Origin of the sequence: Streptomyces rishiriensis (assembly GCF_030815485.1) — a bacterium.
GTDB lineage: Bacteria > Actinomycetota > Actinomycetes > Streptomycetales > Streptomycetaceae > Streptomyces > Streptomyces rishiriensis_A.
In genome coordinates this window covers 7,342,505-7,357,551 of record NZ_JAUSWV010000002.1, presented here as the reverse complement: position 1 = coordinate 7,357,551, position 15,047 = coordinate 7,342,505, and the positions used below count along the sequence as shown (strand labels likewise).

General features: G+C 72.6%; 16 protein-coding genes and 1 pseudogene. 6 read left to right on the top strand and 11 right to left on the bottom strand.

Features of this window, described 5'->3' with window-relative positions; translation table 11 throughout:
• Window positions 1–50 precede the first annotated feature (50 nt).
• Complete coding sequence (locus QF030_RS35085; protein WP_307166574.1) at window positions 51–557, bottom strand: hypothetical protein; 507 nt, start codon at window positions 555–557, stop codon at window positions 51–53.
• 333 nt (window positions 558–890) lie between these two features.
• Between QF030_RS35085 and QF030_RS35080 the strand changes: the two genes are divergently transcribed.
• Window positions 891–1,559: a class F sortase gene (locus QF030_RS35080; protein WP_307166573.1), complete on the top strand. Its 669-nt coding sequence runs from the start codon at window positions 891–893 to the stop codon at window positions 1,557–1,559.
• A gap of 32 nt (window positions 1,560–1,591) precedes the next feature.
• On the opposite strand, the gene QF030_RS35075 is transcribed toward QF030_RS35080, so the two are convergent.
• Together QF030_RS35075 and QF030_RS35070 are read right to left on the bottom strand one after the other, a co-directional pair.
• Window positions 1,592–2,431, bottom strand: a complete 840-nt coding sequence (locus QF030_RS35075; protein ID WP_307166572.1) for a polysaccharide deacetylase family protein — start codon at window positions 2,429–2,431, stop codon at window positions 1,592–1,594.
• Between the two features lie 113 nt (window positions 2,432–2,544).
• Window positions 2,545–2,907 (bottom strand): annotated as a pseudogene (locus QF030_RS35070) (amino acid--tRNA ligase-related protein); the annotation flags it as partial.
• A gap of 121 nt (window positions 2,908–3,028) precedes the next feature.
• Here QF030_RS35070 and QF030_RS35065 point away from each other — a divergent pair.
• Complete coding sequence (locus QF030_RS35065) at window positions 3,029–3,502, top strand: universal stress protein (RefSeq protein WP_307166571.1); 474 nt, start codon at window positions 3,029–3,031, stop codon at window positions 3,500–3,502.
• Between the two features lie 33 nt (window positions 3,503–3,535).
• Here the strand turns inward: QF030_RS35065 and QF030_RS35060 are convergent, their stop codons facing one another.
• Window positions 3,536–4,687 (bottom strand): CapA family protein, encoded by a 1,152-nt coding sequence (locus tag QF030_RS35060; RefSeq protein ID WP_307167803.1) that lies wholly within the window; start codon window positions 4,685–4,687, stop codon window positions 3,536–3,538.
• Window positions 4,688–4,909: 222 nt separating this feature from the next.
• Between QF030_RS35060 and QF030_RS35055 the strand changes: the two genes are divergently transcribed.
• From QF030_RS35055 to QF030_RS35045, 3 genes are all read left to right on the top strand, one after another.
• Window positions 4,910–5,458 carry a sigma-70 family RNA polymerase sigma factor gene (locus tag QF030_RS35055; RefSeq protein WP_307166570.1) on the top strand — a complete coding sequence of 183 codons (549 nt, stop codon included), beginning with the start codon at window positions 4,910–4,912 and terminating at the stop codon, window positions 5,456–5,458.
• A 156-nt stretch (window positions 5,459–5,614) separates the two neighbouring features.
• Complete coding sequence (locus QF030_RS35050; protein ID WP_307166569.1) at window positions 5,615–6,130, top strand: hypothetical protein; 516 nt, start codon at window positions 5,615–5,617, stop codon at window positions 6,128–6,130.
• Between the two features lie 141 nt (window positions 6,131–6,271).
• Window positions 6,272–6,934 carry a zf-HC2 domain-containing protein gene (locus QF030_RS35045; protein WP_307166568.1) on the top strand — a complete coding sequence of 221 codons (663 nt, stop codon included), beginning with the start codon at window positions 6,272–6,274 and terminating at the stop codon, window positions 6,932–6,934.
• A 91-nt stretch (window positions 6,935–7,025) separates the two neighbouring features.
• Here the strand turns inward: QF030_RS35045 and QF030_RS35040 are convergent, their stop codons facing one another.
• The 3 genes from QF030_RS35040 to QF030_RS35030 all read right to left on the bottom strand — a co-directional run bounded on the left by QF030_RS35040 (window position 7,026) and on the right by QF030_RS35030 (window position 10,516).
• The gene (locus QF030_RS35040) at window positions 7,026–7,889 is read right to left on the bottom strand and encodes an Fpg/Nei family DNA glycosylase (protein WP_307166567.1); all 864 of its coding nucleotides are present in this window, start codon (window positions 7,887–7,889) and stop codon (window positions 7,026–7,028) included.
• A 31-nt stretch (window positions 7,890–7,920) separates the two neighbouring features.
• Entirely contained in the window at window positions 7,921–10,011 is a 2,091-nt protein-coding gene (locus QF030_RS35035; RefSeq protein WP_307166566.1) for a SpoIIE family protein phosphatase, read from the bottom strand.
• A gap of 199 nt (window positions 10,012–10,210) precedes the next feature.
• On the bottom strand, window positions 10,211–10,516 hold the full coding sequence (locus QF030_RS35030; protein WP_307166565.1) for a hypothetical protein: 306 nt from the start codon (window positions 10,514–10,516) through the stop codon (window positions 10,211–10,213).
• Window positions 10,517–10,693: 177 nt separating this feature from the next.
• On the opposite strand from QF030_RS35030, the gene QF030_RS35025 reads away from it, so the two are divergent.
• On the top strand, window positions 10,694–12,115 hold the full coding sequence (locus QF030_RS35025) for a lipase maturation factor family protein (protein ID WP_307166564.1): 1,422 nt from the start codon (window positions 10,694–10,696) through the stop codon (window positions 12,113–12,115).
• Here QF030_RS35025 and QF030_RS35020 read toward each other — a convergent pair.
• Genes QF030_RS35020 through QF030_RS35005 form a run of 4 tightly spaced genes read right to left on the bottom strand, consistent with a single transcriptional unit; the run spans window position 12,103 to window position 14,955 of the window.
• A complete protein-coding gene (locus QF030_RS35020) occupies window positions 12,103–12,927 on the bottom strand; it encodes an amidohydrolase family protein (RefSeq protein ID WP_307166563.1) in 825 nt (274 codons plus the stop codon). The genes QF030_RS35025 and QF030_RS35020 overlap by 13 nt on opposite strands.
• Window positions 12,924–13,238, bottom strand: a complete 315-nt coding sequence (locus QF030_RS35015; protein ID WP_307166562.1) for an L-rhamnose mutarotase — start codon at window positions 13,236–13,238, stop codon at window positions 12,924–12,926. The genes QF030_RS35020 and QF030_RS35015 overlap by 4 nt, the downstream gene beginning before the upstream one ends.
• Window positions 13,235–14,203, bottom strand: coding sequence for an aldo/keto reductase (locus QF030_RS35010; protein WP_307166561.1), 969 nt, complete (start codon window positions 14,201–14,203; stop codon window positions 13,235–13,237). Before QF030_RS35010 ends, QF030_RS35015 begins: the two co-directional genes overlap by 4 nt.
• The gene (locus QF030_RS35005; protein WP_307166560.1) at window positions 14,200–14,955 is read right to left on the bottom strand and encodes an SDR family NAD(P)-dependent oxidoreductase; all 756 of its coding nucleotides are present in this window, start codon (window positions 14,953–14,955) and stop codon (window positions 14,200–14,202) included. Before QF030_RS35005 ends, QF030_RS35010 begins: the two co-directional genes overlap by 4 nt.
• Between the last annotated feature and the right edge of the window lie 92 nt (window positions 14,956–15,047).

Here is a 15,047-nt window from a genome sequence, read left to right as displayed (position 1 = left end):
GACCGGGGCGAAGGCCTGTGCCAGGTGCGACGTGCGATCTCCTCGGGGGCTCAGACGCGGCGCTCGGCGCGGCGGCGCATCCAGAACAGACCGCCCCCGACCAGGGCCGCCGCGACGAGACCGCCCCCGATGGCCATGTCGGTCGGGGTGGCGCCCGTCGTGGTGCTGCCGCCGAGACCTCCGCGGACACCGCCGATGACGGTGAAGGCGGCCGGGCGGGTCAGGGTCCGCCCGGAGCAGTTGACGGTGATGTCATAGGTGCCGGGGCGGGCGTTGTTGTTGATGGTCGCCGTGCCCTTGGCGGTCTGGTTGGCGCCGTTGATCGGCGTCAGGTTGGTCTGCGGGAACGCCGCCGAGGTCATCGTGCCGCCGCCGGGGCAGCCGTCGACGGTGACCGTCATCTGGCCACCGCGGGCGATGACGGCGGGCAGGGCCACGATGTTGCTGGGGTTGGCGCCCATGCCGTCGCGCGCGACGGCGGCCGGGGCGGTGAAGCCGAGAGAGGCGACCGCGGCGGCCGAGACCGCCGAGGCCGCCAGAACACGAATGATGCGCATGTGATCCTCCGCGGAAGGCGCCCCGGGGCCCGTCCCCGGCATGTCGGCGAGAAAGCGCCTCCCGGACCGACCCTCAGATGCCGTGCACGCGACCGCATTTCGGGAATGGTCCGTCCTGGTGAGAGGACACGCCGAGGGAAATGCACACAATCGGATATTGCCGCAGGTCACGGACCGTCAGAAAATTCCTGCCGTCGGCAACTCGGATGGCGCACCGAAAGGCATTCGGGCCACCCGTTCGCCGCCGCCCCGTCGCCGGTTCCCGCCCGGGGACTTAGCGTTCTCGTATGCGCGAAGGGACGCGGTGACGGCCGCGTCGAAAGGGGATGGCGAATGTCTGCGTACGAGCTGTCCGAGGCGGCGGAAGAAGAGGAGCGGCGGCACAAGCGCGCCCCATGGGGGGTGATAGCGCTTGTTCTGCTGACCGGTCTCGCGCTCATCCGGAACGGGTCGGGAGAGTTCGACATCGGCCCGCCGCAGCCCGCCTCGGCGGCGGCCGCGGACGGCCGCATCGCCGGCGTCCTCGGCCGGACCCCGGCGCCGCTGCCGTACGCCGTGCCGGTCCGGGTCCGGATCCCCGCCATCCGGGTGGACGCGCCGGTCATGTCGGTCGGCCTGGACGCGGACGGCTGGGTCGGCGCGCCGCCGCCGGAGGACCCGAACCTGGCCGGCTGGTTCACCGGCGGCGTCTCGCCCGGCGAGAAGGGGACGGCGGTCGTCGTCGGCCATGTCGACAACAAGCTGGGGCCCGCGGTCTTCTACGGCCTCGGGGCCCTGAAGAAGGGAAACCGCGTCGAGGTCGTGCGGGGGGACGGAAAGACCGCGGTTTTCGAGATCTACGGCATCGAGGTGTTCGAGAAGAACAATTTCCCCGGCGACCGTGTCTACGCCTCCAAGGGCTCCCCCGAATTGCGGGTCATCACCTGCGGCGGCGGTTTCTCCAAGGCGAACGGATACGACGGGAACGTCGTCGCCTTCGCCCGCCTGGCCGAGGTCCGCTGAGCGGTCCCCGACCGGGCGGGTGGGGGCTCGCGTCAGGTGTACCGCCGGTGCGGGACGGTGAGGTGGTAGCCGGAGTCCAGCAACCGCGGCAGATAGCTGCGCAGTGCCCGCACGCTCTGCGAGCGGTCGCCCCCGGCGTCGTGCGAGAGCACCACGACGCCGGGGGCGGCGCCCCTCTCGACCCGCGTGATGATCGTGCCGGTACCGGGGGCGGTCCAGTCGAGGGTGTCGACCGTCCAGGCGAGCGGTTCCATGCCCAGTTCGGCGCCGAGCTGGAAGGCCGCCCGGTTCCAGGCGCCGTAGGGGGCGCGGAACCAGCGGGGCGGCTCACCGTAGCCCTCCTCGATGACCTCGCTGGTGCGGGACATCTCGGAGCGGATCTGACGGCGGGTGAGGCCGGTCAGCAGGGGGTGGGACCAGGTGTGGTTGCCGACGACGTGGCCCTCGTCGGCCATCCGTCCCAGCAGGTCTAGGTGGTCGGCGGCCATCTCGCCGCACACGAAGAACATCGCGCGCACGTCGTAGTGGGCCAGCGTGTCGAGAATGCCGGGGGTGTAGCGGGGATCGGGTCCGTCGTCGAAGGTCAGCACCATGGTGCGGCCGCTGCCGGTCATCCTCAGCAGCGGTTCGTGGCGCACCGGCGTGCGGCCGGGGGCGGTGTGCGGGGGACCGTAGCCGGTCAGCGGCTGGAGGCGGTAGGCGGAGGGCTTCAGCGGCAGGTTCCGCGCCGGGGCGCCCGCGGCGGGGGCGGCGGCCCGGACCGGCTTGCCGCCCTCGCCCCCCAGGAACACTCCGGCCGTGCCGGCCGCTCCGACGGCGGCGGCGCCGGCGAGCAACGCGCGGCGGCGCGTGAACAACTGATCCTTCTTCATGCAGTCATCAGTCGCCCGGCGGGCCCCCGACCCACCCCACCGACACCGGACCGGCGGCACGATTCCACCCGCCCGGCGCAGTCGCGGCAGCCCGCAGGGTTGACGGGTCCCGGTCAGCGGCGGCGGACCAGCGGGAACGGCAGGGTCTCGCGGATCGTGAGGCCGGTGAGGAACACGACCGGACGGTCGACGCCGATGCCGAGGCCGCCGGTCGGGGGCATCGCGTACTCGAGGGCGTCGAGGGAGTCCTCGTCGAGTTCCATCGCCTCGGGGTCTCCGCCGGCTGCGAGCAGGCACTGTTCGGTGAGTCTGCGGCGCTGTTCCACCGGATCGGTCAACTCGGAGTACGCGGTGCCGAGTTCGGTGCCGAAGGCGACAAGGTCCCAGCGTTCGGCGAGCCGCGGGTCGGTGCGGTGCTGCCGGGTGAGCGGGGAGACGTCGGTGGGGAAGTCCTCGTAGAAGATGGGGAGTCGGGTCCCCGGCCGTGGCGGTCCGCACGGTGGCACTCATGTTCCGACTGTAGGAACACCCGGGCCGGACCGCCCGCCGAGCGGCCCGCGCACCGGCCGGACCTGCGGCTTCCGATAGCCTCTGGCCGTGACGGAACAGCATTCGCAGCAGCCCGCGCACCGGTTCGAGCGGGGCACGGACGGACCCAAGGTCATCCTCGTCGGGGTGGACGGCTCCGACTCCTCCCTACGGGCCGCGGCCTACGCCGGCGGACTGGCCCGTCGGCAGCACGCGCTGCTGGCCGTGGTCTACGTACAGCCGGTGCTGACGGCGGGTGCGGCGCTCGGTGCGCCGGTCGCCGGGACGACCGACGAGATCGCCCAGGACCTGGTGGCGCAGATCCGGGAGGCCACCGAGCGCACCCGGGGGATATTCGACGTGCGCTGGGAGTTCCACACCTTCCAGGGCGACCCCTACGGCGGCCTGGTGAAGGCGGCGGACCAGCTCAAGGCGGACGCGGTGGTGGTGGGCGCCTCCGAATCGGCCGGCCACCGCTTCGTGGGGTCCGTCGCGGTGCGGCTGGTGAAGGCGGGGCGCTGGCCGGTGACGGTGGTGCCGTAGCCCCCGGCCGGCCGGTGCCCGCCCGCCACCGGCTCACTTCCCCGCCACCAGCCCGTCCTTCGCCGCGCCGCGGCCGAGGACGACCGCGCTGATCCGGTCGCGTACCCCTTCCACGTCCGCGCCCCGGGCGAGCGCCTTGTCCAGGTCGACCACCCGGCCGGCGTCGATGTCGAAGAGCTGCGGCACGAACTCGGCCTTGCGCACCTCCCAGCGGCCGCCGGGCCGGGCGGGCGGGGCGAAGGTGAAGCGGGCGACGGTGGACTGGTTGCCGCGTGCGTCCTGGACGCCCTGGTGGTTGAACATCTCGCCCGCGATCTGGTCGCCCATGCCGTAGACGACCCAGGTGCCGTTGACCTTCTCGTAGGCCTGGGGGACGTGGGCGTGCGTCCCGAGGACCAGGTCGATGTCGGGGCGGCCGCCCGTGCGGGAGGCGGTGAGCGTGCGGGCGAGGGTGAGCTGGCGGTCGTCCGGGGCGTCCTGCCATTCGGTGCCCCAGTGCACGGAGACGACGACCACGTCGGCGCCCGCCTTCCGGGCGGCCTTGGCGTCGGCGAGGATCCGGTTCTCGTCGAGGAGGTTGACGGTCCAGGGCTGTCCCTGCGGGACGGGGTGGCCGTTGGTGTCGTAGGTGTAGGCGAGGTGGGCGACTTTCGCCGGGCCGGCGCGCAGGAGGGTGACCGAGTTGCCCTCGGCCTCGGTGCGGGCCGTGCCCGCGTGCCGTACGCCGGCGGTGTCGAGCGCGTCGAGGGTGCGCTGCACGCCGGCGGCGCCGTCGTCGAGGCTGTGGTTGGAGGCGGTGGAGCAGCCGTCGTAGCCGGTGGCGGCGAGGGCTGCTGCGATCTGCGGCGGGGACTTGAAGTCCGGGTATCCGGTGTAGACGCCGTCGGCGCCGTACACGGTCTCCATGTGGCACAGCGCCAGATCGGCGCCGGAGACGACGGGTTGGATGCCCGCGAGCATCGGACGGAAGTCGTAGCCGGTTCCCCCGGCGTCGAAACGGGCGCGGTCGATGACGGTGGTGTGCGGGAGGATGTCGCCGGAGGCGACGAGCGTGAAGCCGCGGGCGGCGGCCGGCGCCGGGCGGCCGGGCCGCTCGGCGCGCCCGTGGTCGCGGGCCTGGCAGGCGGCGGCCGAGGCGAGGACGGCCGTCAGCGCCAGGGCCACCTGGTGTCTGCGGGCGATCACCGGTTCACCCCACTTCCCATGGATTGTCATATTTACCCATGTATCAGTACTAATCCATGAGGGGCGGCGGCCCGGCCCGGCACTCCCTTCGTCCAGAGCCGATGCCCGCGATCGGCGTAGCCCGGACCGTTCGTCGAACCGTTCGTCGACGCGATCGACCGTCCGCCGCAGACCCGTGTGCGTGCCCTGTCCCGAACCGGCGCACTGCGGTGCCATACGCCCATGACCGCCGGAACCCTCCTCAACGCCCGGACGACGACCGCCGAGCACGAGCTCGCCGCTCTTCAGCGCGAGCACGGCCGGCCGCTCTTCGCGCTGCTGCTGAGGCTGTGCGACGGCGACCGCCAGCGCGCCGAGGACCTCGTCCAGGAGACCCTGGTACGCGCCTGGCAGCATCCCGAGGCCCTGCGCGCCGACGCCTTCGACTCCGTGCGGCCCTGGCTGCTCACCGTCGGCCGCCGGCTCGCGATCGACGCGCGGCGGGCCCGGCAGGCACGCCCCGCCGAGGTCGGGGACGCGGTACTGGAGAACGCGCCCGTCTGCGCCGACCACGCCGAGCGGGCGGCCGCCACCCTCGATGTGCGCGAGGCTGTGAAGACACTCACTCCGGAGCACCGGGAAGTACTGGTGCTGGTGTATTTCCAGGGGGCCAGTGTGGCGGAGGCCGCCGAGACCCTCGGAATCCCGCCCGGTACGGTGAAGTCCCGCGCGTACTACGCGCTGCGCGCCCTGCGCCGGGTGCTTCCGGGATACGCGGCCGACCTGCGCTGAAACCCACGACAGGGTCAAGCCTCCGTAAAACGCCTTGCCGAGGACCCCCTTCGAGTAATCGGGTGTCCTTATCCGTGTTCCGGACGGAGCCCGGTGACCGGGTCCCCAGCGCCCCGGCAACGGGCGAGCGCAAGCACCGGAGGAAGGCAGGAAGGGATGCTGCACAGAGGTCACCAGAGCACGGACGGCACCGGCGGCGGTGAACTCACCGTCCCCATGGCCTGGTTGTACGCCGAGTACATCGCCGACGAACTGCTGCGGACCGGCGATCTGATGCCGCCGACGTCCTTCGAGTTCCGCGCCGGGCGCGACGCCCTGGCGCTCACCATCTTCCTGTCCGACACCGACGGCGAACTGCCCGGCATCCGGGTCGTCACCCAGCTCGAGACCTGGCTTTCGCTCACGGCGTACGACCGGCCGTGGCAGGACTGGGTCGACGTACGTATGTCTCAACTGAAGGCCGAGGCGGCCGCGTCGGACCGACCGGCTCCCGATCTCGACCTGGCGGCCGCGGCCTGGCGCTGGCTGGAGGAGACGGAGCTGCTCGCTCCCGATCTCAACGCGGTACCCGGCGGTGCGCCGGTGGTCGGCGAGGACGAGGGACCCAAGGTCTGGACACCCGCCTGGCAGCTCGGTCTGCCCCTCGGCCACCTGGCGATTCATCTTTTCTAGATTCACACCAATCCGCGGGCCGATCGGCTCCGAACATCTGGGTCACGATTCGGTACGTGGCTTGAGTGATTCGTCGGCCGGGTGCGTACCGGTGGGAGCAAGGAGTAACCCCACTGGCACTCAAAGGCACGAGGTTTCGGCATGAGGTCCCTGGAAAGGCATCGCGACGTCGGCGCGTACGCGCTCGGCGTGCTGGACGAAGCGGAAGCCTTCCGCTTCGAGGACCACCTCATGGAGTGTCCTCAGTGTGCGGCGCAGGTCACCGAGTTCGGCCCCACCGCGCGGCAGATGATGCTCTACCGGCGCGCCACCCCGCGCGCCGTGCACCCTTTCGCCGGACCCGGCCCGCAGCTGCTGGACCGGTTGCTCGCCGAGGTGGCGGCCCGGCACCGGGCCGTGCGCCGGCGGGTGCTGTACGCCGTGGCCGCCTCCGTGGTGGTCGCCCTGGCGGGCCCCGTGCTCGCGCTGCTGGCGGGCGGCGCCGCCGCCGAGGGCGAGAGCGCCGTACGGGTCACCGCCACGGACGAGAAGTCGGGGGTGTGGGCGCGGGTCACCACCGAGAACGAGGCCTGGGGCAGCCATGTGGAGCTCGAGGTCAAGGACGGGGCGGGCCCCCGCTCCTGCCGGCTGATCGCCGTCGGCCGCGACGGTACCGAGCAGACGGTCACCAGCTGGGTCGTCCCCGAGCACGACGCCCGGCCCAACACCATGCAGGGCGCCGCGGCCTGGCACCCCGACGAGATCGCCCGCTACGAGCTGCGTACGTCCGCCGGAGAGCACCTGGTGACGCTCGAGGCCCACTGACGTCGGCATGGAGTGAGTTCAGGTCACTTCGATGCCGGCGCGGGCCGCGGCGGGGCGGGACGGCCCCGGGCCGGTTCGTCCGGCCGGCGGGCTACTTCAGCAGCCGCGACATCCTCCGGTCGGCCAGCGGTCTGCCGCCCGTCTGGCAGGTGGGGCAGTACTGGAGCGAGGAGTCGCTGAAGGAGACCTCCTTGATGCTGTCGCCGCAGACCGGACAGGACTCGCCGGTGCGGCCGTGGACGCGCAGACCGCTCTTCTTCTCGGCCTTCAGACGTCCCGCCGCCAGGCCCCGCGAGCGCTCGACCGCCTCCGCGAGCGTCGTGCGCAGGGCCTCGTAGAGCGTGTGGGTCTCCTCCGGCGTCAGGGAGGCCGCCAGTTTGAACGGGGACATTCTCGCCACGTGCAGGATCTCGTCGCTGTAGGCGTTGCCGACGCCGGCGATCAGGCTCTGGTCGCGCAGGGCGCCCTTCAGCCGGCGCCGCTCACCGGCGAGGAGCGCGGCGAAGCGGGCCTCGTCGAAGTCGGCGGCGAGCGGGTCGGGGCCGAGCCGGGCCACGCCGGGTACCTGCTGCGGGTCGGGGACGACGTACACCGCGAGCCGCTTCTGGGTGCCGGCCTCCGTCAGGTCGAAGCCCGCTCCCGTCTCCAGGGCGACCCGCAGGGCCAGCGGCCCCTTGCCGGGGCGGGGCGGACCGTCCGGGAGCCTGTCCTTCCAGTGCAGCCAGCCCGCGCGGGCGAGGTGCGTGACGAGGTGCGGGCCGTCACCGGTCGCCATGTCCAGGAACTTGCCGTGCCGGTGCACGGCGGTGACCTCCCGGCCCTCGAGGGCGGCGACGGGCGGGTCGTAGGTCTTCAGCACGCTGATGGCGACGGGCAGCACGCGGACGATCTCGTGGCCGACGAGATGCTCGGCCAGGAAGTCCTTGAGCGCTTCGACCTCGGGGAGTTCCGGCATACGTCCAGAGTGCCATCCGCGGCGCGAGTGCTCAGGTCCGTTCCGGCACCACGAACTCGCACCACACGGACTTGCCGCTGCCCCGCGCCTCCACACCCCACGCGTCGGTGAGCAGCTCCACCAGCAGCAGGCCCCGCCCGGAGACCCCCGACTCCCCCGCCTCCCGGCGGCGCGGGAGGGCGCTGGAGGAGTCCTCCACCTCGACGCGCAGCAGCCGGTGCTCGGTGCCGGTGAGCACCCGCAGGGTGACGATCGCCGCGCCCTCGGTGTGCATGAGCGCGTTGGTGATCAGCTCGTCGGCGACCAGCTCGATCTCGTCGGAACGGTCCCCGGCGCCCCAGGTGCGGACGGCCGCGCGGATCATGTGCCGGGCCTCGCTGAGGGCCTCCGGGTCGCCGGGGGCGACATGCTGCTGGAGCCGGTTGCCGGCCTGGGGGCCGTCGGGGCCTCGCCGGCGCAGCAGGAGCAGGGCCACGTCGTCGTCCCCACCGCGTTCCTCGGCGACCTCGATGAGCTGGTCGGCGAGCTTGCGGACGTCCTCGGGGCCCGCGGCGATCATGGCGGCGAGGGCCAGCATGCCGTCGTCGAGGTCCGCGCCGGGCTGCTCGACCAGCCCGTCGGTGCACAGCAGCAGCGTGTGGCCGGGATCGAGCTCCACGGTGCCGACCGGGTACTCGAGGCTGCCGAACTCGGCGGACAGACCCAGCGGCAGCCCGCCCGGCACCGGAACCCGCCGACAGGTGCCGTCGAGGCCGCGCAGCAGGGGGTCGATGTGCCCGGCGCGGACCACCTGGACGACTCCCGTGGTCAGGTCGGCCTCCGCGTACAGACAGGTGGCGAAGCGGTCGGTGTCGAGCTCGTGCAGGAAGACCGAGGCACGGGCCATCACGGTGGCCGGGGTGTGCCCCTCGGCGGCGTAGGCCTTCAGGACGATGCGCAGCTGGCCCATGACGGCGGCGGCGTGCGTGTCGTGGCCCTGGACGTCGCCGATGACGGCGCCGACGCGGCCGCCGGGCAACGGGATCAGGTCGTACCAGTCGCCGCCGATGTCCCGGCCCGGGGAGCCGCCGATGGTGGCGGCGCGGTAGCGGACCGCGACGTCGGCGCCGGGCACGCTGGGGATGGTACGCGGCAGCATGGCCTGCTGGAGGCCCTGCGCGATGTCCTTCTCCTGCTCGTAGAACATCGCGCGCTGAAGGCTCTGCGCGATGCTGCTGCCGAGGGCGACGAGTATGTTGCGGTCCTCCTGCGTGAAGCCCCGCCGGTCGCTGTAGAGCAGGCCCATGGCGCCGATCGGGCGGGCCTGCACGATGAGCGGCAGATAGGCCGCCGCGGTGATCTTCAGGTCGGCGAGGTGGGGCCACAGCACCGGGTACTCGTCGGCGAACTCCTCCGGTGACTCGATGAAGCGCGGGGTGAGGGTGCGCACGACCTCGCTCATGGGGTAGGGCTCGTCGATACGGGTGACCAGGGTCCCGGGGACGAAGCTGCCCTGCGGCCCCTCGGCGATCATCCGGATGCGGCCGGCCTCGGCCAGCCCCATGACGAGACTGGTGGCGCCCAGGTGAGTGAGGCCGTGGGTGTCCTTGAGGACGTCGATCACGTCGTGCACGGTGCGGGCGTGCGCCAGGGCGGCCGTGGCGAGCTGGACGACGTTGGTCTGCTCGCGGCGCGCGTCGTCCAGGGCGGCCTCGTCGCGGCGGGAGGCGAGATCGCTCAGCTCGTCGGTCGCGTCCCGCACGATGCCCACGATGCGGCGCGGCCTGCCGGTCCCGTCGCGCCGGATGTAGCCCTGGGTGTGGGTCCAGCGCAGGGTGCCGTCGCGGAGTCGCATGCGGAAGTAGGCGCCGTAGTTCTCGCTGCCGTCCTTGATGGCCTGGGCCACCAGCCCGTCCAGACGGATGCTCTCGGCCGGGGGGACCCGGACGGCGAGGGTCGTGGGGTCGCCGTCGTACTCGTCGGGTCGCAGGTCGAAGATCTCGTGGGCCCGGGCGTCCATGTGGAACTGCCCCGAGTCCAGGTCCCAGTCGAAGCTGCCCATGCGGTTGAGCGCCAGGATCGGATCCGGGTGGGCGGGCCAGTCGTCCGGGAGGGACAGGGCGCTCACTCCCCGATCAACCATGGGCCCACCATGCCAGGATTTGTCCGATTCTTCGACCGGGAACGGGAGCCCGGGGCACGGTCAGCCCAGGCGGACGTCGACGGGACTTCCGAAGATGCTGCCGGACCCCTCCTCGGCATCGGACTCGTCGGGCCCGTCGGGGATCAGCCCACCGCCGTCGGGCAGGTCGGGCACTTCCGGGACGGTCTCGGGGCCGATCTCACCGGGGGTCGACACCGCGGTCGAGGCCGGAGCCGGGGCTTTCGTCGGCGCCGAGGCCTTCGCCGGCGCCGCCGCTCTCGTCGGAGGAGCCGGAGTCCGGGCCGGCCTGCGAGGGGTCGGCGAACAGGCCGGTGAAGGGGTCGCCGGAGACGACACGCCCCTCGGCCGCCGGGACGACGGTCTCCGCGCCCGGCATCGTGATCTTCTCTCCCGCACCACCGCGTCCGGCGACGAGGAGCGCCGCCGAGAGCGCGCAGGCGGTGAGGAGAGTGGCAGTGGGTAGTCGCACCACGTTCTCCCGCATCGTCTCGGTCCATCACCGGGGGGTGATTCGACCACTATTGTCTGCTTCACCCGCGAGGGTCACGCAACCGGAGGACGCGACCACACACAGTGACCCGCCGCGTCCGGGGAACCGGAGAACGGGACAACCGAAGAACCGGAAAGAGCCCCGGAGCCGACGATCGAGGAGCGCACGACCGTGGACTGGTTCACCGCACCCGAGTACTGGCTGACCCGCCTGGTCCTCCAGCGGGCCCTGGCCGGTGTCTACCTGGTCGCGTTCCTGACGGCCGCCCTCCAGTTCCGGGCGCTGCTCGGGGAACGGGGGATGCTGCCGGTGCCCCGCTTCGTCGAGCGGGTGCCCTTCACACGGGCGCCGAGTCTGTTCCACCTGCGCTACTCCGACCGTCTGTTCGCGGGCTGCGCCTGGACGGGATGCGCGGTGTCGGCGGCGCTGCTGGCCGGTCTGGACGGTTTGCTGCCCCTGGGGGCGGCGATGTGCCTGTGGCTGGTGCCGTGGGCCCTGTATCTGTCGATCGTCAACGTGGGCCAGACCTGGTACGGATTCGGCTGGGAGTCCCTGCTGCTGGAGACGGGCTTCCTCGCCGTGTTCCTCGGCAACGACGAGGTGGCGCCGCCGGTCCTGGTGCTCTTCCTGATGCGCTGGATCCTGTTCCGGGTCGAGTTCGGCGCGGGTCTGATCAAGATGCGGGGGGACGCCTGCTGGCGGAAGCTGACCTGTCTCTACCACCACCATGAGACCCAGCCGATGCCCGGCCCGCTGAGCTGGTTCTTCCACCATCTGCCGAAGCCGCTGCACCGCGTGGAGGCGGCGGCCAACCACTTCACCCAACTCGTCGTGCCATTCCTGCTGTTCGCCCCGCAGCCGCTCGCGACGGCGGCCGGATGCCTGATGATCGTGACCCAGCTGTGGCTGGTGCTCTCGGGCAACTTCGCCTGGCTGAACTGGATCACCGTCGTCCTGGCCGTGTCCGCGCTCGAACTGCCCGCAGGCCGCCGGTCGGTCCCCGATACCCCGCTCTGGTACGAGAGCGTGGTCCTCGCCGCGGCCGCGCTGCTGCTGTTCCTCAGCTACCGCCCGGTGGTCAACATGCTCTCCCGCCGCCAGGTGATGAACCGCTCCTTCGATCCGCTGCACCTGGTCAACACCTACGGCGCCTTCGGCAGCGTGAGCCGGATCCGCCACGAGGTGGTGATCGAGGGCACGCTCGACGACGTGCCGCGCGAGGACTCCGACTGGCGGGAGTACGAGTTCAGGGGCAAGCCCGGCGATCCCCGGCACTGGCCGCGCCAGTTCGCCCCCTACCATCTGCGCCTGGACTGGATGATGTGGTTCGCGGCGCTCTCCCCCGCCTATGCCGGGGCGTGGTTCACCGCCCTGGTGGAACGGCTGCTGGAGAACGACCGGGACACGCTGAGACTGCTGCGCCGCTCCCCGTTCCCGCCCGACGAGCCCCCGCGGCACATCCGCGCCCGTCTCTTCCGTTACCGCTGCACGACCTGGCGCGAGCTGCGGGAGACGGGCGCGCACTGGCACCGGACGTACGTGCGGGAGTACCTGCCGCCGACCCGGCTGGCGGGACCGGCTCAGAGGCCGTAGACCCGGACGGCGGTGGTCTCGAAGATCTCGGTGTGCGCGCCCGGGTCGGTCAACCGCCGTGCCACGTCCAGGACGTCGCGGTAGGACGCGATGGGGGTGCACACCGGCCAGTCCGAGCCGAACATCACCCGGCCCGGCCCGAAGGCCTCGAGCACCGTGTCCGCGTACGGGCGCAGGTCCTCGGCGGTCCAGGACGCCGGGTCGGCCTCGGTGACCATGCCGGAGAGCTTGCAGACCGTGTTGGGCAGCGCCGCGAGGGCCCGGACGCGGGACGCCCAGGGTTCCAGCGCGGCGGTGGCGATCGGCGGCTTGCCCAGATGATCGAGGACGAAGGTGAGCCCCGGCAGGGCGGCGGCCGCCTCGGCACAGGCCGGGAGCTGATGGGGCAGCACCACCAGGTCGTGGACGAGGCCGGCGTCGGCGAGAGCCGTCAGGCCGCGGTGTACGTCCGCCCGCAGCAGCCACCGCGGGTCCGGCTCGCCCTGGACCTGGTGGCGGATGCCCTTGAGGTAGCGGCCGCCGGGCAGCTCCCGCAGCCGGGCCAGTTCGTCGGCGACGTCCGCGCGGGTGAGGTCGGTCCAGCCGACGACACCGGCGATCAGGTCGTTCGCGGCCGCGAGGGCGAGGAACTCGGGGGTCTCCTCGGCCACGGTGACCGTCTGGACGAGGACCGTACGGTCGACCCCGGCCGCGCGGGCCTGCGGCGCCAGGTCGTCGACGGTGAAGTCCCGCCGCAGCGGGCTGCCCTCGCCGATCCAGTCCTGGTCCCGAACCGACAGGTCCCAGACGTGGTGGTGCGCGTCGACGGTCACGGCAGCTCCCACACGACGGGCAGGCCGGCGCCGGCACCCTCGTCGGAGTAGTCGTGCACCACGTCGAGCAGCTCCGCCATCCGCGCCTGCCACACCACGTTGACCGGGAGTTTCTCGAGCTCGGCCAGAAGACGTGCGTAGTCCTCGCAGTCCAGGACATGGAACAGGTCCGTTCCACTGCGCCAGATCGTCCAGGAGGCGGCGCCGGCGGCCCGGATGGCGTCCGTCAGTTCCTTGGGCACCTCGCGGTGCGCCGCCTCGTACGCGGCGACGCGGTCGGCGCGGACCCTGGTGTGCAGGGCGACCCTCATGACGGATCCTCCGGGGGAAGCAGCCCCGTGTCCCGCAGTTCCTGCCAGAAGGCGGCGGGGACGGGGGTCGCGAACTGTTCGGCGCAGTCCCGCACCTCGGCCGCCGAGCGGGCGCCGACCAGGACGCTCGCCACGGCCGGGTGGGCGGCGCAGAACGCCAGGGCGGCGGCGCGCAGGGTGATGCCGTGCCGGCCGGCGCTCTCCTGCATGCGCCGGGCCCGGTCCAGCAACGCCGCGGGCGCCTGCGCGTAGTCGAACGTGGCGCCGGGCCGCGGGTCGGCCAGCAGCCCGGAGTTGAAGGCGCCCCCGACGACCACCGACACGCCCCGCTCGACGGCGGCGGGCAGCAGCTCGGCCCGGGCCCGCTGGTCGAGCAGCGTGTACCGGCCCGCGCACAGGACCACGTCGACGTCCGTGTCACGGACGAAGCGCGTGAGCATCTCCGCCTGGTTCATTCCGGCGCCGATCGCCCCGACGACCCCCTCCGACCGCAGCTTCTCCAGGGCCGGGTAGCCCTCGCGGAAGGCCTGCTCACCATGGTCGTCGGGGTCGTGGAGGTAGACGACGTCCACGCGGTCGAGGCCGAGCCGGTCCAGACTGGCCTCCAGGGTGCGCCGTACGCCGTCGGCGCTGAAGTCCCATACCCGGCGGTGCGTGGCGGGGACGGCGAACCCGTCGGCCAGGTCGTCGCCGCCCCGGTCCGTGGCCTCCAGACGGCGGCCGACCTTGGTCGAGACCGTGTACTGCGAGCGGGGCCGCTCGCGCAGGGCCGCGCCGAGGCGGCGTTCGGAGAGGCCGAGGCCGTAGTGCGGCGCCGTGTCGAAATAGCGGATGCCGTGCTGCCAGGCGGCGGTCACCGCCTCGTGCGCCTGTTCCTCGCCGACCTCGGTGAAGAGGTTGCCGATGACGGCGGCGCCGAAGGCCAGCGGGCTGACGGGGACGCCGCTGCGCCCGAGCGTGTTCACCGGCCCACCGGCCGCAGCCGCAGTCCCTGCATCCCGCCGTCGACGGCGAGGGAGGTGCCGGTGGTGGCGCCGGACAGGGGGCTCGCCAGATAGGCGATGGCGCCCGCGACCTCGTCGGCGCCGACCAGCCGGCCGGTGGGCTGGCGGGCCTCCAGCGCGGCCCGTTCGGCGGCCGGGTCGTCGGCCGCGTCGAGCAGCCGCCCGACCCACGGGGTGTCCGCGGTACCGGGGTTGACGCAGTTGACGCGGATGCCCTCGCGTACGTGGTCGGCGGCCATGGCGAGGGTCAGCGAGTACACCGCGCCCTTGGTCGCGCTGTACAGCGCGCGCTGCGGCAGTCCTGCGGTGGCGGCGACGGAGCAGGTGTTGACGATCGCCGCGTGCGAGGAACGCCTCAGGTGGGGCAGCACCGCGCGGGCCGTACGGACCATGCCGACGACGTTGACGTCGAGGACCCGGTGCCATTCGGCGTCCTCGTTGTCCTCGACGGTGCCCTGGGCGCCGACACCCGCGTTGTTGACCAGGACGTCCAGCCCCCCGAGGTCGGCGACGGCGGCCGCGACCGCCCTGCGCACGGAGTCGTCGTCGGTGACGTCGGCACGATGTCCGAGCAGGGGCCCGGCCACGCCCGACGGGTCCAGGTCGAGGACCGCGACCCGGGCGCCGCGCTCGGCCAGGAGTTCCGCGGTCGCCCGGCCGATGCCGGAGCCGCCCCCCGTCACCAGGGCCGTCAGCCCTTCGAAGTCGCTCACGCCGCCTTCTCCTTCCGGATCGCGAGGTCGGCGGCCCGGAAGCTGCCGGCGGACTACGTGACGCATATTTATCAGACCACTTCCGCTCCACA